Origin of the sequence: Cellvibrio sp. UBA7671, assembly GCA_002483145.1 — a bacterium.
In the GTDB taxonomy this organism is placed as follows: Bacteria; Pseudomonadota; Gammaproteobacteria; order Pseudomonadales; family Cellvibrionaceae; genus Cellvibrio; species Cellvibrio fibrivorans.
This window is the reverse complement of the sequence record DLHJ01000005.1, coordinates 1-22,837: the sequence shown is the minus strand read 5'-3', so window position 1 is coordinate 22,837 and position 22,837 is coordinate 1. Positions and strand designations below refer to the sequence as shown.

Genomic DNA, 22,837 nt, shown 5'->3' with positions numbered 1-22,837 from the left:
GGTGATTTTTCCACGCCACGCAATCAACCCCGCCAGCTTTCTACGCGGGTTTTTTTGTTGCGATAAAAAGTGAGCGCACACCGATCTTATGAGCTGTTGACCACAGAACACTATCAGCAAGGAGCGCTATAGTGATTGATCAGACTTTCGTAAAGATACGCCGTATCGGGCAATGTTCTGCGAGGTAATCACCATGGAAAAGTGCGTAAAAAAATTATTGTTTATATCCAGTTTTCTATTTCTTTTTTCGTGCGGTGGAGGGGGTGGTAGTGGTGGATCCTCTGCCCAATCGTCCCAAGGGAATTCTGTTGCCAATTCATCAATGGGTAGTTCGCTAGCAGGTTCATCGGCATCCAGCAGTGTCTTATCCGGATTATCTGCACGGCCACAGAATGCCACCTGTATTGCACCGGCGCCTGTTAACTCCGGCACCCCAACCAGTATTAGCTGGCAAGCGGTATTTCCTTCACTCCCCAATATTGCCAATGCGACCAATTTACTGCAGGCACCCAACGACAATAATTATTGGTATGCAACGCGTCAGCCTGGCAGGGTGGTGCGTTTTCAAAATAATACGAGCGCGAATGCATTGACTGAGATCTTGAATATTGAAGATCGTGTGGATTTTTCCGGCGGTGAAACCGGTTTGTTGGGGATGGCATTTCATCCACAATTTGAAACTAATCGCTATGTGTATTTCAATTATATCGGCCGCAATGTCAACAATAATATGGAAACGCGGGTGACGCGTTTTGAAGTTGCAAATAATGGAATTATTAATCGCGATTCAGAAATTATTTTGCTGCGTTTTAATCAACCTTATTCCAATCACAACGGCGGGCAGATTGCATTTGGCAGCGACGGCTACTTATATATCAGCTCCGGTGATGGCGGCAGTGGGGGTGACCCACAACAAAATGGCCAGAACACCAACAATTTGCTTGGGAAAATTTTACGTATCGATGTGAATAACGCGAGTGGCGGACGCAATTACGCGATTCCCGCTGATAATCCTTTCGCTGTTACCGGCGGTGCGCCAGAAATTTGGGCTTACGGTTTACGCAACCCCTGGCGTTTTGGTTTTGACCGCGAGACCAATGAGTTGTGGGTGGGCGACGTAGGGCAGGGCGCGTGGGAAGAGGTGAATCTGGTTACGCGCGGCGGCAATTACGGTTGGGGTGATATGGAGGGTGACTTCTGTTATAGCGAGCGCACCAATTGTTCTACCGCTAATAAAATTAAACCGGTGTTATCGATTAGCCACAACACGGGTGTTTGCTCAGTGATTGGCGGTTATGTTTATCGTGGTACACAATATCCTGCTGCTTACGGGAAATATTTTTTCACCGATTTTTGCGTGAATACCATGCAATCTATTACGCGTAATAGTAACGGCAACATCAGTGTTAACAGTCACGGTAATGTACCGGTCGATATAGTGTCCTTCGCGCAAGATAATCAAGGCGAACTCTATGCGATTGGCCAATCGGGTGCCGGTTCACAAATCGTTAAAATGCAAGCGACCGGAGGGCAATTGCAACCGGGCACTATGGCGGCGCGGTTATCAGCAACCGGTTGTGTTAATTCTGCAAATCCAACACTGCCTGCAGCAGCAATGATCCCTTACACAGTCGCCAGCCCACTTTGGTCAGATGCCGCAGAAAAAGACCGGTATTTTGCACTTCCCAATAACACAAAAATAGATTTAACGACTGATGGGGATTTTTTATTTCCAGTTGGCAGTGTGTTGATGAAACATTTCACATTGAATGAGCGTTTTGTCGAAACACGTTTATTTGCACGCGGTGAGTTGGGGTGGCAAGGCTTTAGCTATGAATGGCGCGACGACCAAACCGACGCGCTCTTATTAACCGATGCCAAAGAAAAATCAATCGAAGGAGTGCAATGGCAATACCCCAGCCGCGGCCAATGTCTCACTTGCCATACGCAAGTCGCGAATTTTTCACTGGGTTTGGAAACCCTGCAATTAAATAATTTCATGCTCTACAACGCGAGCGGTATCAATGCACATCAACTGGATACGCTCGCCCATATCAATCTTTTTTCTTCTGCAATTACACCCACGCAAAAAGCAAAAACACTTTTTTCGCTCGGCGATACTAATGCAACACTGACGCAGCGTGCGCGCAGCTATTTGCACAGTAACTGCAGCAATTGCCATAGCCCCAACGGGCCTACACCAGTCACTTTGGATTTGCGCTACAGCACAGAGCTTGCCGCAACACAAACCTGCAATGTACAACCAGCAGCGGGCGATTTGGGCATTAACAACGCACGCATTATTGCTCCGGGTGAGCCCGAGCGTTCAGTACTGCTTGCGCGTATGAAAGTGCGGGATGTAAACCAAATGCCGCCGTTAGCATCACATGTGGTTGATCAAGAAGCAGTGAATGTTATAGCGGCATGGATTGGTGGGTTGGAGAATTGCAACTAAACAGGATAAATTATAAAAGTGCGGAGGGAATGATTGGCAGGGTTTCCTGCCAATCATTTAATCTTGTTAAGGCGCTACGCAATCCAAACACTGTACATAAATGCCTTGTGGGTCATTCATTTTTTGCAGATCGCTCAGTGGCTTTAATGCGGGTGCGAGATTGTTCAACACATTGAGCGATGCAAAATTCTCCAGCAACGATTTGGGGACAAATGTACCTGCATGCCCCTGCGTGAGTGAGCGCAAGAATTCTTCTTTGGACGAAAGCGGGCGCTGTACAAACTCTACTTTGTAACTGCTCAATTTGGCCTCTTGTACGATGGCGGTAATGACGTCGTTCAACGTACCCAGCTCATCCACCAAACCGATTTCTTTGGCTTTATTGCCGGTCCATACATGGCCTTGGGCAATTTCATCAATGGCTTTCACTTCCTGTTGGCGCGCGTCAGCTACCAGTGTGATGAAGCGCTGGTAAATATTATCCACACCCATTTGTACAACCTTGCTGGCTTTTTCGGATAGTGGGCGATCAAGGCGCATGGTGCCCGCTAATTCAGTCGTGCCTACACCGTCAGTGTTAATACCAATTTTTTGCAGGGATTTTTCCAGTGTAGGGAATGCGCCGAATACGCCAATCGAACCGGTAATGGTAGTGGGTTGCGCCCAGATTTTATCGCCTGCGGTTGCGATCCAATAACCTCCGGATGCTGCGACTGTGCCCATGGAAATATAAATCGGGATTTTTTTCTCGCGCAGTGCAATAACTTCAGAGCGGATAATCTCCGATGCAAAGGCGCTGCCACCGCCGGAATCGATACGGATTACCAGGGCCTTTACTTGTTCATCGTCTTTTACCTGTCGCAATAATTCCAGCATGCTTTCGCTTCCAATGCTGCCGTCGGGTTGATGCCCATCCACAATTGAGCCGGAGGCAACAATTACCGCAACTTTGTTTTTATCCAGTTTTGGATGCTTGCGAATATCGGCAAGGTAGGATTTTATGCCGACGCCGTTATACCAATTGCCGTCCTCACTTTTTCCTGCTTGCTCGATAAGCATTTTTTCCATGTCCTGGCGCGAGACAACTTTATCGACCAGTGCTTTTTCCAGTGCGAGTTTGGCGCTGTCGCCGGTTGTTAAGGCCATATGTGCATCGATATTATTCACGTAGTCATTGATGCTGCCCGGCGGTAATTTGCGCAGGCTTTCGATCTTGCCGGTGTAACTGGCCCATAGTTCGTTGATCCACTGTGCATTGTGCTCGCGCGATTCTTCTGACATGTCGTCGCGCAGGTAGGGTTCCAAATAATCCTTGTATTTGCCGGAGCGGAAGGCGTGGATGGTTACCCCGAGTTTATCCAGCGCGGTTTTGTAGTAATTCATGTAGCGGCCGTAGCCGGTAATTTCGATCAAACCCATATCATGCAGATAAATTTCGTCGGCATAGCTGGCGAGGTAATATTGGTCTTGTGAGTAGTTGTCGCTTACGGCGATGATTTTTTTGCCCGCGCTTTTAAAATTTTCCAACGCTTGCCCAATGTCATTCATTTTGCTCACGCCGCCGCCGAGCATGCGGCCGGGTTCTAACACCAGCATGGTTACGCGTTTATCTTTAGCCGCTTTATTGATGGCTTCAACAACATCGCTCACAACGGTTTCATTTTCTTCCGGGTCGTCTTCAGAAAGTAACAAGCTGGCCGGGTCAATGTAACTGCGTTGATCAACCAATAAACCGGTTGGCGCAAGACGCAAGGCGAAGGTTTCGGGTAAAGGTTGTGGTGCACTTGAACTTACCGCAATGATAAAAATGATGAGCACAACAATGAAGAGGGTGTTCATCAACGCATTGCGAAACCAGGTAATACCTGCACCCATTCCGTTAAAAAAAATGCTCCATGCACCACGTTTTTTTGGTGGGGGCAGCTGTGGTGCTGCACGGTTTGGTTTCGATGCTCCAGGTTGCGTTGGATTGTGTGGTGCTGGTGGTTCGTAATAATTCACAGACACAATAATTTCCTTCCGAAAAAATTTATGAATTTTGGGTTTTGGTAGACAAATAATAATTCCAGTACTGCAACCAGCGGCTGGTCATCATGGCGGCCATAAACATGGCGCTTACCAGCAGGGTTATCAGCCAATCGCTCCACAACCAACGGCTCATCAGTAACGGGATAATCGCTGCAAAATACATGAGTGCGACAAAGCACAGCCAGCTGTAAGTGCGGTGTGTTTCGCGCAACAGCGCCGGAATGAAAATCAGCAGTGGGATAATTTGCAGCAACCAGAGCGCGAGTTTGCCGTTTTCATTAATGATATTTAGCAAGCTGAATAACACCAGTAAGCTGATGTAACTGGCGCGCACTATGAAGCGACCAATGTGCAATTTTTTATGCAGCACAACGGAATCTGCATCGGTAATCACAATGACTTTTTTTGGTTTTTCACCTGCGGATAAATCATTGTGTTCTGGCGTGTTAGTCATACATTAACCTTGTCGTTTTAATGCGAGAGTTTCAATTCGAAAGTTTCAGTGCTAGGGTCGCGACGCGTTTGCCCAGCGCTTGGCAGAGCGCAATTTCTTCGCTGCTGAGTTTAGTGGGTGCATCACCGCTGGCGAGATGTGATGCACCGTAAGGTGTGCCGCCAGTGGTGGTTGTGCTGATGCCAGCTTCGCTGTAGGGAATGCCGGCAATCACCATGCCTTGATGCAAGAGCGGTAGCATCATCGATAGCAGGGTGGATTCTTGTCCGCCATGTAATGTTGATGTCGAGGTAAATACGGCGGCAGGTTTGTTAATTAAATCGCCATTCAGCCAAAGGCCGCTGGTGCTATCGAGAAAATATTTCATGGGCGCCGCCATATTGCCAAAGCGGGTAGGGCTGCCGAGGATCAAGCCACTACAATTTTTTAAATCGGTTTCGCTGCAATAAATTGCGCCGCTGTCGGGAATGGCGGGTTCAATTGCTTCGATGGTTGTCGATACTGCCGGTACAGTGCGCAAGCGCGCTTCCATACCACTCACTTGTTCAACACCGCGCGCAATCTGTTTTGCCATTTCGAGTGTGGAACCGCTGCGGCTGTAATACAAAACTAAAATATAAGGCGTCATAAAAGTATCTTTAGTCAAATGTCTGGGTGTTAATCGCTGCTAACTAGCAGCGATTAACTTACGCGATGATTTGCAAAACGTTTTCCGGCGGACGACCGATCACTGCTTTATCGCCATTAATTGCAATTGGCCGCTCAATCAATTTGGGGTTTTCTACCATCGCCTTAATCAAGGCGGCTTCGCTGAGTTTTTCATCGGCGAGGTTCAGCTCTTTATACGCATCCTCACCCTTGCGCAACAAGTCGCGCGCACTAATTCCTAATTTAACTAGCAGTGCTTTCAATGTTTTGGCGTTGGGCGGTGTTTCCAAATACAGGATCACCTCGGGTTCTTGCCCTTGTTCACGCAACAGGTTCAGCGCCTCGCGCGATTTTGAGCAGCGCGGGTTGTGATAAAGTGTGACCATAATTGTCTCTTGATAACGTCTATTTACGATGGCGCGGCAGATTATAGCGGCTGCGCCCTGACTTGGTTTAAGGATTTCACGTTATGCCGCTGTCGCCGTCTCTGATTGAGCTTTTACACAAAAGATATCGTTGGTTAGTCGGTTTTTTTTGGTTGATGGTGCACCAGTATCAGGCCAAATCCTGCCAAAAAAGTGCCGCCTCGCTTACCTACGTCACCCTCTTCGCCACAGTGCCAATGATGACGGTGACCTTTTCGATGTTCTCCATTATCCCCGCGTTTCAAAACCTCGGCGACCAACTTCAGTCGATGTTGTTCCAGCATTTTTTACCCAACAGTGAACAGGATTTGGGTAAGTACCTAAAAGACTTTTCCGCTCAGGCGCGCAATTTGACCGCCTTTGGTCTGCTGTTTTTGCTCGTATCCGCCTATTTGATGCTCAAAGATATCGAGCAAAACTTTAATGGTATCTGGGGTGTGCCGCGCGGTCGGCGTGGCGTCGCCAACTTTTTACTCTACTGGGCGATATTGAGTTTGGGGCCTTTGTTGCTTGGCGCGGCGCTGGGTATAAGCACTTATCTTGCCTCATTTCGTTTGTTGGTTGGAACTTACGACAGCCTCGGCGTATTTGAATGGGTATTCCAGCTAGCTCCCTGGGTGCTCACCTGGGCGGCATTTACATTGTTGTTTGTCGCTGTGCCCAACTGCAAGGTATCGGTGCGGCACGCCATAATCGGTGGCTTTTTTACCACCCTTGGTTTTCAGGGATTAAAAGCCGCTTTTGGGTGGATTGTTGGTCACTCGTCATTCACTCTGGTTTACGGTGCCTTTGCCGCTTTACCGCTGTTTCTGCTGTGGGTGAACCTGATTTGGACGGTGATTTTGGGCGGTGCTGTATTTGTCCATACCATTGGTGCACATCAAATAGTGTTGCGCGACCGCAACTACCCGGATCTGTTTGCCAGTTTAATGATTTTGTGGCGATGTTATCGTGCCTCAGAGAAAGGCGTTGCCGTACCGGAACGCGAACTCTTGCACCAGGGGCTTGCCGCAGAGCAGTGGTTACGGATCCGCGATGCGCTGGTAAAAAGCCATGTCATTACGGCCAATTACCAGGGACATTATCTGATCAGCCAGAATCTTAATTTGCTGACGTTGCAACAGTTGAGCGACATTCTGGCCTTGCCACGCCAGTTGCCACAGGATACTGCTTGTTTGGCTCACGTACCCTGGGGCGCAGATGCCTTCCGAATATTGAGTGGAGTTGATAACACACGTGAGCAGTTATTGAGTGTTAGCGTTGCCGCTCTTTTTGAGCAACAAACGGCCGTGGCGGCTACACGTCTGACTGACTAGGGATTGATAAAACGCAAAGCTGGATAAAAAACTCGCTGCGGACAAAAATCCCTGACTATACTCTCCAGAGATCGACTGGATTAGGTGCTTTGCATTTGAGCGCCACTGTTTGTCAGTCGTTATGTCACTCATTATTCACCAATTAAAAGAACCGTTTACCCCATGGCGACACCTCTACTGATTTGTGATGACTCCATGATGGCGCGCAAGCAAGTCGCGCGCTCACTACCTGAAGGCTGGGATGTCGAGATCACCTTTGCTACCAATGGTGCCGAAGGATTACAGGCTATTCGCGAGGGCAAGGGCGAGATGGTCTTTCTCGACCTGACCATGCCTGAAATGGATGGCTACCAGGTACTGGAGACGGTAAAGGCGGAAGGGCTTGATGCGATGATTATCGTTATCTCCGGCGATATCCAACCAACTGCCCACGCTCGCGTCACCCAGTTGGGCGCGATTGATTTTATCCAGAAGCCGGTTAACCCGGAAAAATTGGCTACAACCCTGAAAAAATTTGGCCTGATTTAATCCCGCTAGTGTTTTTCCGCCTGACCCGCTAGATTGCTTCGCTCTCACTAGCGGTTTAATCATTCTGGTTCCTGTTTATGCAATTCTCGCGCTTCGGCCAAAAACTCTGCACTGATGCTGGCATAGTCACGCTAATGGATGATTTGGGTGAGGCGCTGCGCGTAAATCCCGATATGATTTTTATGGGGGGCGGCAACCCGGCGCGCATTCCAGAAATGGAGCAAGTGTTTGAAGATGCACTGCGCGCAACGCTCACTAATCCACATGAAACCCATCAACTTTTAGGGGTTTACCAGCCGCCGCAGGGTGATGCTGAATTGCTCGACGCCATTGCCAATTTACTGCACAACGAATATCAATGGCCGATTTCGCGTGCGAATATCGCGCTCGCCAATGGCAGCCAATCCGCATTTTTTGTATTGTTTAATTTGTTCGCAGGCGATTATGCCGACGGCTCAAAAAAGCGTATCCAATTGCCGCTCACACCGGAGTATTTGGGGTATAACGATTTGGGAATCAGCGCGGATTTTTTTACATCAACGCGCCCGAGCATTGAAATGCTGCCCGACGGTTTTTTTAAATATCACGTCGATTTTTCACAGCTCAAGATTACCAGTGAGACAGGCGCGCTCTGCGTGTCGCGCCCCACTAATCCCACCGGTAACGTGATTAGCGACGAAGAATTAGTAAAACTGGATGAACTGGCGCGCGCGCATCAAGTCCCGTTTATTGTCGATGGCGCTTATGGAACTCCATTCCCGAATATTCTATTTGCCGATGCGCAACCCCATTGGAATGAGAACACCATTCTCGTGCTCAGCCTTTCCAAGTTGGGTTTGCCCGGTGCACGCACGGGCATTGTTATCGCCAACCCCGATGTGATTAACGCCTTCGCCAAAGCCAATACGATTTTAAGTTTAGCGACTGGAAATTTCGGCCCCGCTCTCGCGCGGCATTTATTGGCGGATGGAAAAATTCTGCAATTGAGCCGCGAAGTCGTCGCGCCTTTTTATCGCGCGCGTATGGAGCACGCCGTGGCGACTTTTAAAAAATATCTCGGCGATCTACCGTGTTTTATCCACAAACCGGAAGGCGCGATTTTTCTGTGGCTCTGGTTTAGAAATTTACCCATTAGCAGCGAAGAACTTTATCAACGGTTAAAAGCGCGTGGCGTTTTAGTGGTATCCGGCCATCATTTTTTCCCCGGTTTGGCGGGTGAGTGGCAACATTCTCGCGAATGCATTCGTGTGACTTATTGTCAGGATGCAAGCGTAGTAGAGCAGGGCGCGCAGATTATTGCGGATGAGGTTAGAAGGGTTTTCAGCCAATAAAAAACCGGTACATCCTTGTTCCGGACTCCAAGCGGGGCCTTCGGCGGGGCGCCGAAGGCCATCATTCTTAAAAAATCATTCGTTACAAACCAGTTCCATTTACCCACACGTTGTTGATGCGGCCATTCGCAGTCGGCATGACGACGTTGCGGTAGCCTGCTTTCTCGGCAATGGTCATCAGCACGTTGGTGTGGTTGACGCCACCTTGGGTACTGGTTTGGTCACCCCAACGTTTGTTGACTTCACCGAGCGGGCGCAAATCCACCGAGCGTCCCGTAATCAACCCCGCATTTTTACCGCCCGCGAGGAACATGGGGATGCGGTGATGGTTGTGGTAGTTGCCGTGGCCGAGGTCGGATACGGTGCAGATGATGGTGTTGTCCAGCAAGCTGCCGTTGACGTCGGGCGTGGCCGCCAATTTTTGAATGAACTGACGGATTTGCCCCATCCACCACACCTTGCTGGTGGTATGCGCGGCAGCGTCCTGATGCGACAAGTCGTGGTCGCCGGTACCAGTGCCGGGTACCACAATCGGCGATACGGGCACACCGTACATAAACGCCATGCTGCGGGTGATACCGCAGGAGAGCGTGGCGACTGCAATGTCTTGCTGGATGGCGGAGATATTCGCCAGCACCTGGGTTGCCCAAAGCGCTTGTTCCTCACCACCGACAATCGCATCGACGCGCGGCTTGATGCTGGTGCTGACGTCCAGGCATCCCCCCATAGAAGCACTGTTCAGGCGCTGCTCCAATACATCCAACGCGGCGACATGCTGATCCAGCCGCTCGCGCTCGATACTGCCCAGCTGGGTGCTCAAGCGGTTGAGGTCTTCACGCGCGCGCGCCAACACCTGTATCTGGTTGGTATCGACACCGTTATTAGTCCCGCCAAATAACTGCGGATACAAAATGCGCGGGTCATCGACTGGATGCAGGCTGGTACCGTTGTCGTAGCTGATGCGTTTGCTGGTATCGCTGCCCCATTTGGTGCCGACTCCCATTTGTACTGAGGGGCGGGTGATACCGGAGCTGGCGCGGTTGGCCCAATCCTCCCGACCCATTTGCACCTCTATGGATGAGGCGCCCGCAGACGAACTGGCTACGCCGGTAAGGCATTTAAGCGCGCCACCTTCGTGGGTATTGGCCTGGCCTTCGTAGCCTATGCCATCCAAAAAGACCAACTGGTTGGCAACGGCTTGCAAGGGGGCGGTCATGGCTGGAAAGCTGGCGTTGGCGAGTGCACCGGCGCGCGGAAAGAATACATCGGGCACACAGCCGTTGGGGTGGTAGATAAAGAGCGTGCGGATCCGCTGTACTTCGGCCGCCATCGCTGAGCGCGCCAACATGGTTGCCAAGGGGGTCATCGCTAAAGAACCGGCCGCAATGGCTTTGAGTAATGAACGTCTTTTCATGATGACTCCTATTTGCGGGTCAGGAAGGTGGGTGAGGTAACGGTTTCGAGCATCATGTCGCGCAGATCCGTGGACTTGTTCTGCCAGCGTGAATAACTCGCGTTAACCGCACATTCATTCGGTTCGGAAATGCCGGTGGCAAAGCGGTGGTACTGCTTGGTCAGGCATTTTGAGGTGGGTTCAGCGCCGGCTGTGGCGAGCACAGTGGACAGACCGCGCAAGTCGGTAAACGAGTAGTTGTCCGACTCAGTCATGACCGCCAAACCGGAAATAGTGCCGCTCGCATTGATGGCAATGTTGTTGCCCTCGGTGGTGCGGAAGCGGCCCACGGCATCATAGTTTTCAAAACCGAAACCAATATCGTCGATGTACTGGTGACATGATTGGCAGTTCGGATTGTTGGTATGCGCCGCAAAGCGCTCGCGGGTCGGCTTGTTGGGGTTCAGAGGTTCGACTTCGCCCACGTTTGGTGGTGGCGGCGCAAATTCCTGACAGAGCAGATTACGGCGCACTAACAGACCGCGATGGATTGGGTGTGAACCAGTGACTGTTGCCAGTGTTGCCGTGACCGCCCCCATCGCCAGTACACCGCCGCGTTGGCTATTGGTGTTGATTTTCTGGAAGTTGGTGCCGGTGACACCAGTCATACCGTAATAACTGGCGAGTGTGCCATTCACGAAGGTAAAGCCGGGGTTGAACACATCTGCCATTTTGTAGCCGGGCTTCAGGAACAGCTCGTTCAGGAAGGTTTCCAGCTCAGTCTTCATCGCCGTGCCAATCGCCTGGGTAAATTGTGGATACAGGGTCTTATCGCGCTGCAGGTTGGCGACATCATCCACATGCAACCATTGCAGACCAAAGTGGCTGAACTGGCTGGCCGCTTTGGTCGTCGCCAGCAAGCGCTCGGCCTGGGTACGCAGTTGTACTGGCGTCGTCAGGCGATTGTTGTCGGCTTCGGTAAACAGGGTTGCATCCGGCATAGAACCGGCGAAAGTGTAAGAGAGCAGGTTGGCGGTTTCGTAAGCTGTCAGGTTGCTTGTACCACTCACAACGCTGCCAATTTCAGCGCGATAGAGAAAGTTGGGCGACGACAACATCGATTGGATAACCAGCCGTGCGCCCGCTTCGTTACTCGCACCCAAGCGAAACAGGTTGCTATAGGATGTTTGCTCAGCCGCTACTAGCGGACGACGGAATGCTTTTTTACCAAATGCTGGCACAAAGGTATTGGCACATTGGTCGCGGGCAGTTCCGGTGGAACAAGTCATCAGGTTGGTTAGGCTGACGGTTTCAGAGACTTGTTTTGCCGCGTTCCAGTAAGCATCCATACGGCCATTGTTGATCTTGCTGGCTTCAGCATTGTTATCGAACCCTTTTACTTCAGTGTCAGGCTCAAAACTGGCAGCGATAGCGGCGCCAGTGCTGATATTCAACAAATCGTTGATGGTATTGGCGTATTCGCGGTTGGTCAGCAGCCGCAGGCGGCGTGGCAAGACATCCTCATCGGCATTACAGCTCACAATCGGTTTCCAACTGAGAATGTAATCCGCAATAGCTGTCGCGCAATCGCCAACACAGGCGGTGGGGTTGCCCAAGGGCATAGTCGCATCGATCTTGCTGATCAAGGTCGAGCGGGTCCAGCGGTCAAGCACAATCGGGCGCATTGGGTTATCGCCGCGTGCGCCATGGCAGTTGGCACAACCTTTATCAACATAGAGCTGGGCGCCGTTCAACACTGGTGCGCTGCTGGAACTGCCAGAGCTTTTCGAGCTGGCGGAGCTGCTTAATGACGAACTGCTTGATGACAGGCGACTGCTTGAACTCATTGATGACGACACGGTTATTGGCATCAAGGATTGGAAATAGGCCGCTGTATCTGCCGCGCATTGGCCGGTGCAAACTCCCACATTGCCTTTGGGCATATTTTCTTCAATGTATTTCGCCATCCCCAGTGCTGTAGTAAAGCGCAGGTTTCTCGGGTCGATCTTGCTCAGGCTTGAGCCGGCGGTGCCATCGGGGTTCACGGCATGGCAAAACTTACAGCCGATCTCTGCGTCTTCCCAATGTATTTTGCCGCGTGCGGCATCGCCAACGTAAGCAACGCTGCTGGAGGAGCTGGTCACTGAACTGCTGACTGAACTGCTAACTGAGCTCTGGCTGGAAGCCGATGAGTCAATACCGTTGAGCCCCAAAGTGACTTCATTGCTGGGGAGCGACGGAATGCTGCCGGAGTAACTAATGATCTTGTAAGTGAAACCGCCGCCTGTGTTGAGCAGGCTATCCACGTAGGTTGAGAAGTTGGCGCCAAGATTGGCTTTGGTTGTCCAACGACCATCCAGTCCTTTGCGACGTACCAAAAAGCCGGTTTCGTTGCTGTTGGTATCGGCCCAGTTAAGAGTGGCATTGCCGCTGACTTGGCTGACACTACCCATTAAATTCAATGGTGTGTTGGGCACTGGTGCAAGGCTAATCGCAGGTAAGTTGGTGGGATTGTCTTTGGTCAAAAACACCTTGAAGTAGACCGGGACTTTCTCACCGATGCTGGTGGCACCTGCGGTTAGACGCAGTAATTCAATGCCGGCATTCAAATCGAAATCAGTGGCGTTGATCACGATCGGCTTGCGCGGTGAGAAGCTAACGCTGTTGTTGGAATGCTTGATCACCAGGGTATCAAACGTTAGTGGCTTGATCACACCGTGCAGGATCAAGCTGCCGCTGAGGCTCAGGGTGCTGGTGCTACCTGCAGCCATGGCATCAAGCGCGGCGAGATCCAACTGGGTAGTGACGTGCAGGTTGGGCAGGTAGTTGGATTCAAACAACATGCTCTGCATGCGTGTATCGCGGATAGCTACCCCGGTCAAAATACTGGCGAGCGGGATACTCAGGGTTGCTTGGCCGCCGCTTGAAACAGTGCCTTGCAGTTGGCCAAAGGTGAAAGTCTCCGCGACATCGGTATTTTTGACCGATACAAAGTTGAGCACCGATTTGCTGTCGTTTAGCAACCAGCGAGCGGCGTTTGCGGGAAGGCTACTGCTGCTGGTACTGCGACTGGTAGTGAAGCCACTGCTGCTGCTCCGGCTGCTACTTGTGGTTGGCATGCTGCTAGGTGCACTGCTGCTGGCGGTGCCGCCACAGGCAACACCGTTGAGAGTGAAGCTGGTGGGTTTGGCGCCCGGGGCATTGGTGTGGGTAAAACCAAAAGCGACAGTGCCATTGGCGGGCAAGTTGCCGTTGTATCCCGCATTTTTTACGCACACATTTTTACCACTTGCGGTGTAACTGCCGTTCCACAGATTGTTAATTACTTCGTTGCCGTTAAATGTCCAGCAAAGTTGCCAACTGGTTTTGGCGGCGCTGGTATTGGTGATAACCAGATCCTGCTGGCCGCCATTACCCCAGGAATTGGTAGTGGTGTAATTCACACTACAGGCACCCTGTGCGAATGTGCTGCCGGAGGCTATCAGCCCCAGGGAAAGCATCGACAGTTTCAATAATTTTTTCATCTCGATTGTTCTCCAGTCCGATTAACGGGCGTCATAGACGAGGGTGAAATCCACGGGTACCGCCGAGCTAATCGAAGCGATACCGACTGCAGCGCGCAATGCCTCTACGCCGGCTGCGAGCGCGTAATCCGGCGCATTCACCACAATAGGCGAGAGGTTTTGAACGAGGATGCGGGTGGCAGACAGCCGCTGCACCGACACTTTGGTTGCGACCGGGGAGGTCACACCATGCAGGTCGAGGCTCGCGGTGAGCTGGATTTCACTGGTGTCACCCACAGCAAGGCTGGTGAGCAATCCATTTGGCAAATTCAGTGTGGCGGTGGCGGTCGGGAAGCTGGTGATCTGAAAGAGCAGATCGCGCATGCGTTCATCGCGCAGGGCAATATTGGTATTCACACTGCTGAGGTCGATCGCCAAAGTGGCAACACCCGTCGCACTGATTGCACCGCTAATGCGGGTGAAGTTGTGCACTTCAACATTGTGGGTGTTTTTGGTAGTGACAAAGTTCAGGTAAGACGCGCTGCTATCCAGACTCCATGTTGCCGTATTAACTGCTGAAGAGCTGGAATTGCTGCTTGAGCTGGGAGCAATGGACGATGATGAAACAACTGAGGATGAAATTGCCGAGCTACTCGCTCGCGATGATGAAGCCGCTGAAGAAGACAATGGCGTCGCACAAGCCGCGCCATTGATAACAGGCACTTCAGCGGCTGCCGCTCCCTTTGTCCCCTGTACACCAAACTCTACTGTCTGGTTGGGTTGGATGGTGCTATTCCAACTGAGGTTTTTGGCGTTGTAGGGGTTGCTGCCCGTGAGGGTAGTGTTGTAACTGCTGGTGATACGATTGTCGCCGCTATAGCGCCAATTAATATCCCAGCCGTTGATAGCGCTAGCACCTGAGTTGGTTATTTTTATGGTGGCGGAAAACCCGTTGCCCCACTGATTGGTTACCAGATATTGGCAACCTGCATGGGCTTGGGTGGATAACACCGATAGTGTTAGAAAACCCCATAATGCATAGATGGTGCGGTTTTTAGCACCTGCCAGGCGAGGGGTTATTGCAGAAGCGTTGAAGCTACTCATAGTTTCTTCCTCGAAAGTAAATACCGAATCACTTCGGCACGGTTGTTACGGTTGACCTTTTTATTTATATCCAAATGATTGCGCTACCATTTCGCATCAAACGAAATCCCAAGAATTATTTCTAAAGGATGTCATTGCGATGAAAATAGGATAAACACGCAGCTTGTTAGCAATCCGGGTCACTGACAAATCGATACGTGTGATAAACCGCTATGGAGGCAATTTAAGATAGTGCCGCTGTCATTGGGAGGGTGACAGACAAATTTATTGTTGTTTTTAAATGCGAATTTATTGCATAGATAAAAATAAGGTGAGTTATGCGATAAGCCAGCGCTTGGTATTCTCTTAAAAAAACTAGTCGATAGAAAGAAAATATTCAATGTGGTTTTTGGCGAAGCAGATAGCTTTAATGAAAAAAATGCCTTGTTTTTTAGGGATTTTATTATTCTTCTATATCAGGGCATTTTTGTGTCAGGTTGCAGTTTACAAAAATTATCACTTATGTCTTGATATTTAATTGCCTGTATTTTTATTTCTCATCTATAAAAAATTCGGCGCGTGAAATTCATTGTTTGCTACTGGATTTCTGAACGACAACGGCAATAAAAATGATGAGTTTATTGCCGCAATTTGTCGTATTTTTCTCTTTTAATGTTGCAATATGCGCCGCCTATTTTTGTTGGATAATATGTTGTTGGATTATTCAGAAAGTATTTGCCCGAATAAAGTGACAACTACATCTTTTACTGGAATATCTTGCGGAAGATGCGGACCCACTTCGTAACAAATATCATTGATCGAGCGATTGCCATCGACGAGCGACAATATCGCATCGATCAATGGGTGCGAATCCTTGCTGGAATAATTGTTTTTCGGGATGGGCAGATGATGCATCACCAACCAGGCTGTTAGTGCACCTGCGATAATTGGTGCTTCCTGTCGCGCTTCGGGTTTTGCGGCTCGAAAAGTCCAAACCTGTTCCTGGCGAAAGCGCGCCTCCAATGGCGAGCGCAGGTAATCTGTATTGGTGATAGATTCTTCAATTAATGTAAATCCAGCGAGTGACAAAAATTCTTTGATTTCTGTCGCCGTGTATTTTAATTGCACCGGCAAATGACGGGTGAATAACAAGGGACCTGAATTTAACCAATGCCCTCCCGGAGCGAGGTTTTCATAAATAATTGCGATTAAATCCCTGACATCTCCGCCGTTAACATCGATAAACCACGGGGTAATAATCAAATCAAAACTGTCGCGCGCAAAAGGCAGTTGCCATACATTGGCGCCCAATGGAAACCAGGTTGAGCGCGCATTGTCAGTATCGTGTGGTGGCTCCAATTGCCAACAGTGTGCGTGCTGAAATCCAATTTGTGGAAAATTTTTGAATTCACCAATCGCAATTGTCTGGCGTTGATGCACCAGCTCATCGGCAGCTGCCAGTACAAGCGGATTTGCATCTAACGCCAAGGTATATTCCGGTTGCAAGCGGACATGCAGATCCCAACTCAATCGACCGGCGCCTGCACCGAGCACTAATATGCGTGCCGGTTTTTGCGGTAGCTTTTCAATGTCAGCCAATGTCCGTGCGAGCGCAGCGGTATTTTCCGGGTTTGCATTTGTGGTTGAGTCCCATGCCCAGTCGCGTAATAGCAAATCAAAATATTCACTCAAATCACCGGGGTTCATTTGGCTTAATTGCTCATCCGGGATTGGATTGATGCCGTGTTTTTGCATGAGCGAAAGAATGGTGTCGAGATTAACCTGACTCGCTGTTTGTATCTCGGTAAGCCGCTGGCGAGTTGTATCAGTTAAATCGTAGCGCGACAGGGATTCATGCAAAGCCGCGAGGCCTTGTTGCGCCATGTACTGCAGGTTGGCTGTTTGATGTTGCCAGATCAGTTTCTGATGGATCCCGGCAGGAAATAAACAGGGCACCTCGCCCAATGAAAAGTAATTGGTTGCGCAGTGAGTGCATTGGAGAGCGTTGAATTGAAATCCCTGCTGTGCGCTGCTACCGCAGTTTGGGCATCGGAGTGCTGCAATAAGATGCTCAGGATATTGCTTGTTATTATTCATTCGGTCTTTACCAGAGTCAGGCTTGAAAAGTGTTGGTTGGGCAATTGCTAAATAGTTTTTTGAAAAACAAAACGCCTTCTACAGCATGGCAGTAGAAGGCGTTTGTTCACAGCTTGTCAAACAAAGAGCGTTACACGAGACCCAGAGTGCTGCTGCCGAGGTTGATGCCGGTCAGACCCATACCCTTGGGAATAGCTCCATTTAGGTCATACACATTGCCGCCTGAGCGAGCAGAGAATCCACTTGCAAAACCAGGCATTTGAGTGGCGACGATAAATGGGCCATTACCCGAGGTATGATCCATACCGTTACCCATACAAGTGACTTGGACAACCACGGTGGAATTGATGAGTGGTTGACCATCCGGGCCGGATGTTTTGCGCAATTTATCAATCAGGTAAGCGGGTACATCGTTCAGGTAGCGCCACATTTCGACAAACGCACTATTGTTAGGTGCGCCGTGACATGCCTGATGGGCATCCTGGCTCCAAGTCGTGTTATGCCCAGTCCAGTCACCTTGGTGGTTGCCCAACTGCAGTGTCGCCACTTTTGTAATACCACAGGCAAGCGCTGCGACAATAATGTCGGCTTGTGATTTGCCGGTCGCCTGCATGTTGGCCATACTCGGTGTGATGGTGCTGCCGCAGTTGGTTGTGGTGCCACCACCGCCACTATTTTCGTTGGCGGTATTGGTTTTGATTTTCTTCAATGAATCAATGTGCTCCTGATAGCGCGCATATTCTTGGGTGCTGAGTTTGCTCTTGATGGAGTCAAGCGCACGCAATTGAGCATCATAAGAAAGTGCATAGGTAGTATCGGGTGTTGTTCCACCACCGCCACCAGTACCGTTGAAAATACTTGCCAATGCCTGGGTCGGGTTGTCCTGGCAAGGGCCGATATTGCTACATAGAGTGCCGTTGGTGGTTGCTTTTGCACCTAAATAGATAGACGAACGTGGGGTCGTACTACCGAGCACGGATGCAATACGTTTATCCATCGTGGGCGAGTTGTAATCTGTAACTCCTAATGAGTTAAGTGCAGTCGCATGACCAGAGGTGATTACATCAACTTGGCGGAAGTGACAGATATCAGAAACCGCATAACCTTGCGGGCCGTAGGGGCGAGTTATCTGATTCATCTGGCTTGCGCTGGTTGGCATCCACTGGCCGGCTGCTGCACCACTATTCAGGTAACAGAATACGACGCGTTTATTGATGTCATTCTGCGCGAGTGCATGGCGATTTGCCAAAATGCCGCCCACTAAAGCAGAGCCTTTCAGTAAACCAGCTGCAATGCCGGACTTACCAATCAGGTCAAGGAAGCGGCGGCGATCTTGTCGAACAAAGTCTTCGCGTATTTGTTTGTTGCCGCTGTAATAATCGTCTTTTAAGTATGCATTAAGTGCTGCAGGACCTTCTTCGAGCTTTTTCTGATGCTCCATCGCCTCAAGGGCATCCTCTTCGGGCATATGACGAAATTTGCTATCAATCTTTTTCATAACCAAACCTCTTGGATTTAGAATTCTGTTTTTGGTTGTCTCGCTGAATGGTGGGGTTGCCCCCACCATTCAGGCCTTAGCGGCGGAAACGAATCACGTTAGACATACCCAACTCTTTCAGCATGGCGCGCGGATTCCCATTGCTTGCGGTGAGCCTGGTTTTGAGCGCATCGGATACGCAAGCCAGTTGGCCTTGCTGTTGGGTTGATAGGGCTGGTTCCTGAGTGTCGTCCTGGAATTGTCTGCTGAGCGAATAACCTGTCGCGTAGCGGAACGATTTTTGGATCAGGCACGCATTGATACCTGGCAGGCTGTTAGCCACCATCACTTTGCCCAAGTCTTTTGAACCGTTGAATGCGATGCCGGGTGAGCCAGTATCTTTTTCGTTGTTCACTTCGTTGAAGCCCACAGTTCCTACACCGTTAGCGCCAAACAGGCGGCCACCGTTGTTAACCATCGGCACCTCAACCAGATTTGTGCGCGCTTCGTTGCCGTTGAGGTCCAGTGCTTTCTGTACAACTTTGCCGTTGCTCAGCGCGCGAGGCATACCCAAGTGGTCGAAATCATCCACTGCAAACAGTGGGTTGATAATCGCGTTATGGCATTGGGCACACGGTGTTCCCGGTACAGCGGTTTGCATATCGTAGAACTGGGTCGTGGTCAGGTTGCCGGCTTCCAGCGCTTTTTGAGCGTCGGCAGCCGCTTTGTCACGCAGCCCGGTGTTGTCCTCGAACGAGGTTGGCAGAGGGATGTTCTGACACAGCATATCCTGACGCACATGCACAGCACGTTTAATTGGCGAGGTGCGGCCTGCATGGGCATTCACTGTCATAAATGCGCCAGAAGCCAATACACCGCCGCGTTTGGAGTTGGCAGTGTTCACCATCCGCCAATCCGTTGCGCTCGTACCACCGCCGGTTACACCGTAGTACTGCGACAAGGTGCTGTTGAGGACGGTGTAATCGCCGGTGTAGATGTCGGTGAACGGCAGGTTGTTGTAGAACGCGTATTTGTAAATTTCGCGGATCTCCTGCGCCATCGAATCTTTTACTGCTTGATTGAAGTTGGCGCCACCGGTACGGCTCATATCAACCACGCTGTCTGTGCGGAACCACAAGCCAGCGAAGCGGCCAATTTGGGCTTTACCCAGATCTGAATCGAGCAAACGATCGATTTGTTGTCCGAGTGACGTGGCGTTTTCAAGCGAACCATTGGCTGCTGCGCTCAACAGGGTACGGTCAGGTGCACTGCCGGTGTACATATAGGCCAGTGCAGATGCAAACTCGTAAGGATCTAACGCGTAAGCAGTACCATCTGCGCTTTGGAACACTGAACCATTACCCCAGGATTGTGAACGCGCCTGACTAACCGGAATACCCAGCTCGGTGCGGTACAGGAATTGCGGTGACATCAATACGGTTTGAATCGCCCAGCGCAAGCCAGTTGAGCCATTACGAACAATTGCGCTGTACTCGGTTTTCTCGTCGTTAGTTAATGGACGACGGAAGGCCAGGTAGGCGAAGTTGTCGATGAAGCTGGTTGCACAGTTTGCCGAGGTGGTATCACCACAGTTGTTCAGCGTCACTGCATTGTTGGCAATTGCCCAACTAGCGATATCTTCAGCGTTTTTCTTGTAAGACAACAAGCGCGCTTCAGATACTGGCTCCGTCGTGTGGTTTGGCAAGTTGGCAACAGTTTTGTCGGCGTTAGCCAACTCTTTCGAGGCAAAGTTGGCTGGCAGTGTTCTGTTAAACAATGCCTGCAACGAGTTGTGGTATTCGAAAGAAGTCAGCAGTTTCACCGAACGCATACCGTATTTAACGGGTGATGTTGTATCACAAGCTACTGCGCCGGTTTGTGTGCGGCCCTTAAGTGACCAGAGGTAAGCTGCCAAATGGTCCGCGCAGTTAGCATCGGTGCAACCGCCCACACGTGGAAGCATTTGTTGGCTAATAAATGTGGCCAGTCCTGCAACATTGGCGTCAGTGTAGTTATTGACCGCGAATCTTGTGGGATAGGTAAAGGAATTCACGTTAAACGCGAAGCCTTCAAACACGCCATCGCTATCCGGATCCTCGTGGCAACCTGCACAACCTTTGGTCTTGAAAATATTTCCACCGGTGGTGGCATTACCGAGGAAGGTAACACTGCTTGAACTGCCTGAGCTTACGGAGGTAGCACTTCTACTCGATGAGCTAACCGATGTTGCACTTCTGCTGGAGGAACTGGCAGAAGTAATCGGGGCGCTGGAGGTGGTGCCAGCAGAAGAACCGGTTGCCGCATACACCAGGGTCAAAGGCGCCGTAGCTGCAGCCGGGATGCTGTCGGTGTAGCTGATGACTTTGTAGTCATAGCTGCCGGCGGCGGTCAGGCTGTCGAGGTAGCTCACGCTGTTGGCGGTGGCATTGTTCGCGGTTACCCAACGACCATCGGCACCTTTACGGCGCACCAGGAAGCCGGTTTCAGTCGCGCTGACATCAGCCCAGTTCAGGTTGGCAGCGCCAGTGGCGTTGCTCACTGTGCCGGTCAGGCCGGTTGCCGCTGCAGGTGCAGTGGCCAGGGTAATGGCAGGCACGTTGGTGGGATTGTCGCGGTTCAGGAACATCTTGAAGTAAACCGGCACTTTCTCGCCAACGGTTGAAAGGCCAGCGACAGCGCGCAAGGCTTCCACACCGGCATTCAGGTCGAAATCAATCGAGTTGATCACGATCGGTTTGCGGGGAGAGAAGCTGACGCTGTTATTGGCGTGCTTAACCACCAATGCATCAAACACCACTGATTTGACGACCCCGTGCAACACGAGGTTACCGGTGACGCTTTGTACCGCGATGCTGCCAGCAGTCATAGCGTCAATCGCGGTCAGGTCGAGCTGGGTGGTGAAGTGCAGGTTGGGCAGGTAAGCCGATTCAAACAGCAGGTTCTGCATGCGTGGATCGCGGATCACGTTACCGGTGCTGATACTGGCCAGTGGAATGGTCAGGGTCGCCTGGCCATTGGCTGCCACAGTGCCTTGCAACTGGCTGAAGGTCATACTTTCGGGTGTTTCCACACCGGCTGTACTTTTCTTCACGGTCACGAAGTTGAAGGTGGAGTTGGTGGCATCGAGTAACCAGCGGGCAGCTGCACCGGAGACGCTACTGCTGCTACGGCTGCTAGTGGTCGGTGTGCTGCTGCGGCTGCTGCTGGTAGTCGGCACACTGCTTGGGGTGCTGCTGGCCACTGAGCTGGCATTGCCACCACAGGCGGCGCCGTTCAAGGTAAACGCGGTGGGGATGGTGCCCGGGTTATTCACCAGGAAACCAAAGGTCGCTGTACCGTTTGCCGCGAGGTTGGGGTTGTAAGGTGCATTTTTCACACACACGTTTTTACCGGTTTGGGTCAATACACCGTCCCACAGGTTGGGGATAGTGTCATTGCCCGCAAAACTCCAGCAGAGTTCCCAACTGGTTTTGGCAGTGGCGTTGTTGGTAATAGTGACCTTGTATTGGCCACCGTTGCCCCAGCTGTTGACGGTATCGTAAGCCACACTACAGGCACCCTGGGCGTTAACGCCGCTGGATGCCATGATGCCCAGGGCCATTAACCCGCTGGAGAGCATCGACAGTTTCATTAATTTTTTCATGATAGGTTCTCTCTAAGCTTCATCCAATTAACGGGCGTCAAAGACGAGCGCGAAGTCCACGGGTACGGCGACACTGATCGAGGCAATGCCCACCGCTGCACGCAGGGCTTCCACACCATCGGTGAGTGCGTAATCGCCGGCTTTCACGAGGATCGGTGACAGGCTTTGCACCAATACGCGGTTAGCGGACAGTTTCTGGACGGAGACTTTGGTGGTAATCGCACCGGTCACACCGTGCAGGTTCAGGCTGGCAGAGATATCGGTGGTAGCGGATTGGCCAACCGCCAGGCTGCTGATCAGGGTGGCAGGTACAGCCACGGTCACAGTTGCGGTGGGGTAGTTGGTCACATCAAACAACAGGCCGCGCATACGCTCATCGCGCAGGGCGACACCGGTATTGACAGTGCTGAGGTCAATGGTGAGGGTTGCTACACCGGCAGCGCTGATGTCGCCACT

The 22,837-nt window shown here is 51.0% G+C and carries 15 protein-coding genes; 4 read left to right on the top strand and 11 right to left on the bottom strand.

Annotated elements, in window-relative coordinates; genetic code table 11:
- The first annotated feature begins 193 nt into the window (after positions 1 to 193).
- Complete coding sequence (locus tag B4E62_RS06425) at positions 194 to 2,455, top strand: PQQ-dependent sugar dehydrogenase (RefSeq protein WP_331351527.1); 2,262 nt, start codon at positions 194 to 196, stop codon at positions 2,453 to 2,455.
- Positions 2,456 to 2,521: 66 nt separating this feature from the next.
- Here B4E62_RS06425 and sppA read toward each other — a convergent pair whose 3' ends face one another.
- The 4 genes from sppA to arsC are packed head-to-tail and all read right to left on the bottom strand — an operon-like array spanning position 2,522 to position 5,971.
- Positions 2,522 to 4,462, bottom strand: a complete 1,941-nt coding sequence (gene sppA / locus B4E62_RS06420) for a signal peptide peptidase SppA (RefSeq protein WP_331351526.1) — start codon at positions 4,460 to 4,462, stop codon at positions 2,522 to 2,524.
- A gap of 22 nt (positions 4,463 to 4,484) precedes the next feature.
- A complete protein-coding gene (locus B4E62_RS06415) occupies positions 4,485 to 4,937 on the bottom strand; it encodes a DUF2069 domain-containing protein (RefSeq protein WP_331351525.1) in 453 nt (150 codons plus the stop codon).
- 31 nt (positions 4,938 to 4,968) lie between these two features.
- Positions 4,969 to 5,565, bottom strand: a complete 597-nt coding sequence (gene wrbA, locus B4E62_RS06410) for an NAD(P)H:quinone oxidoreductase (RefSeq protein WP_331351524.1) — start codon at positions 5,563 to 5,565, stop codon at positions 4,969 to 4,971.
- Between the two features lie 58 nt (positions 5,566 to 5,623).
- Positions 5,624 to 5,971 carry an arsenate reductase (glutaredoxin) gene (gene arsC / locus B4E62_RS06405; protein WP_310073986.1) on the bottom strand — a complete coding sequence of 116 codons (348 nt, stop codon included), beginning with the start codon at positions 5,969 to 5,971 and terminating at the stop codon, positions 5,624 to 5,626.
- A gap of 83 nt (positions 5,972 to 6,054) precedes the next feature.
- Between arsC and B4E62_RS06400 the strand changes: the two genes are divergently transcribed.
- The 3 genes from B4E62_RS06400 to B4E62_RS06390 all read left to right on the top strand — a co-directional run bounded on the left by B4E62_RS06400 (position 6,055) and on the right by B4E62_RS06390 (position 9,185).
- Entirely contained in the window at positions 6,055 to 7,326 is a 1,272-nt protein-coding gene (locus tag B4E62_RS06400; RefSeq protein WP_331351523.1) for a YihY family inner membrane protein, read from the top strand.
- Between the two features lie 162 nt (positions 7,327 to 7,488).
- Positions 7,489 to 7,854: a response regulator gene (locus tag B4E62_RS06395; protein ID WP_310073989.1), complete on the top strand. Its 366-nt coding sequence runs from the start codon at positions 7,489 to 7,491 to the stop codon at positions 7,852 to 7,854.
- Positions 7,855 to 7,931: 77 nt separating this feature from the next.
- The gene (locus tag B4E62_RS06390; protein WP_331351522.1) at positions 7,932 to 9,185 is read left to right on the top strand and encodes a valine--pyruvate transaminase; all 1,254 of its coding nucleotides are present in this window, start codon (positions 7,932 to 7,934) and stop codon (positions 9,183 to 9,185) included.
- Positions 9,186 to 9,267: 82 nt separating this feature from the next.
- Here the strand turns inward: B4E62_RS06390 and B4E62_RS06385 are convergent, their stop codons facing one another.
- The 7 genes from B4E62_RS06385 to B4E62_RS06355 form a co-directional block, all read right to left on the bottom strand.
- Positions 9,268 to 10,599, bottom strand: a complete 1,332-nt coding sequence (locus B4E62_RS06385; protein WP_331351521.1) for a DUF1552 domain-containing protein — start codon at positions 10,597 to 10,599, stop codon at positions 9,268 to 9,270.
- Between the two features lie 8 nt (positions 10,600 to 10,607).
- On the bottom strand, positions 10,608 to 14,102 hold the full coding sequence (locus B4E62_RS06380; RefSeq protein WP_331351520.1) for a DUF1592 domain-containing protein: 3,495 nt from the start codon (positions 14,100 to 14,102) through the stop codon (positions 10,608 to 10,610).
- A 21-nt stretch (positions 14,103 to 14,123) separates the two neighbouring features.
- A complete protein-coding gene (locus tag B4E62_RS06375; protein ID WP_331351519.1) occupies positions 14,124 to 15,185 on the bottom strand; it encodes a cellulose binding domain-containing protein in 1,062 nt (353 codons plus the stop codon).
- A 699-nt stretch (positions 15,186 to 15,884) separates the two neighbouring features.
- A complete protein-coding gene (locus B4E62_RS06370; RefSeq protein WP_331351518.1) occupies positions 15,885 to 17,261 on the bottom strand; it encodes a hypothetical protein in 1,377 nt (458 codons plus the stop codon).
- Positions 17,262 to 17,391: 130 nt separating this feature from the next.
- Positions 17,392 to 18,759 (bottom strand): DUF1552 domain-containing protein, encoded by a 1,368-nt coding sequence (locus tag B4E62_RS06365; RefSeq protein ID WP_310074001.1) that lies wholly within the window; start codon positions 18,757 to 18,759, stop codon positions 17,392 to 17,394.
- A 76-nt stretch (positions 18,760 to 18,835) separates the two neighbouring features.
- Positions 18,836 to 22,381: a DUF1592 domain-containing protein gene (locus B4E62_RS06360; RefSeq protein ID WP_331351517.1), complete on the bottom strand. Its 3,546-nt coding sequence runs from the start codon at positions 22,379 to 22,381 to the stop codon at positions 18,836 to 18,838.
- A 27-nt stretch (positions 22,382 to 22,408) separates the two neighbouring features.
- Positions 22,409 to 22,837 (bottom strand): YceI family protein (locus tag B4E62_RS06355; protein WP_331351516.1); only part of this gene is annotated, 429 nt, incomplete at its 5' end.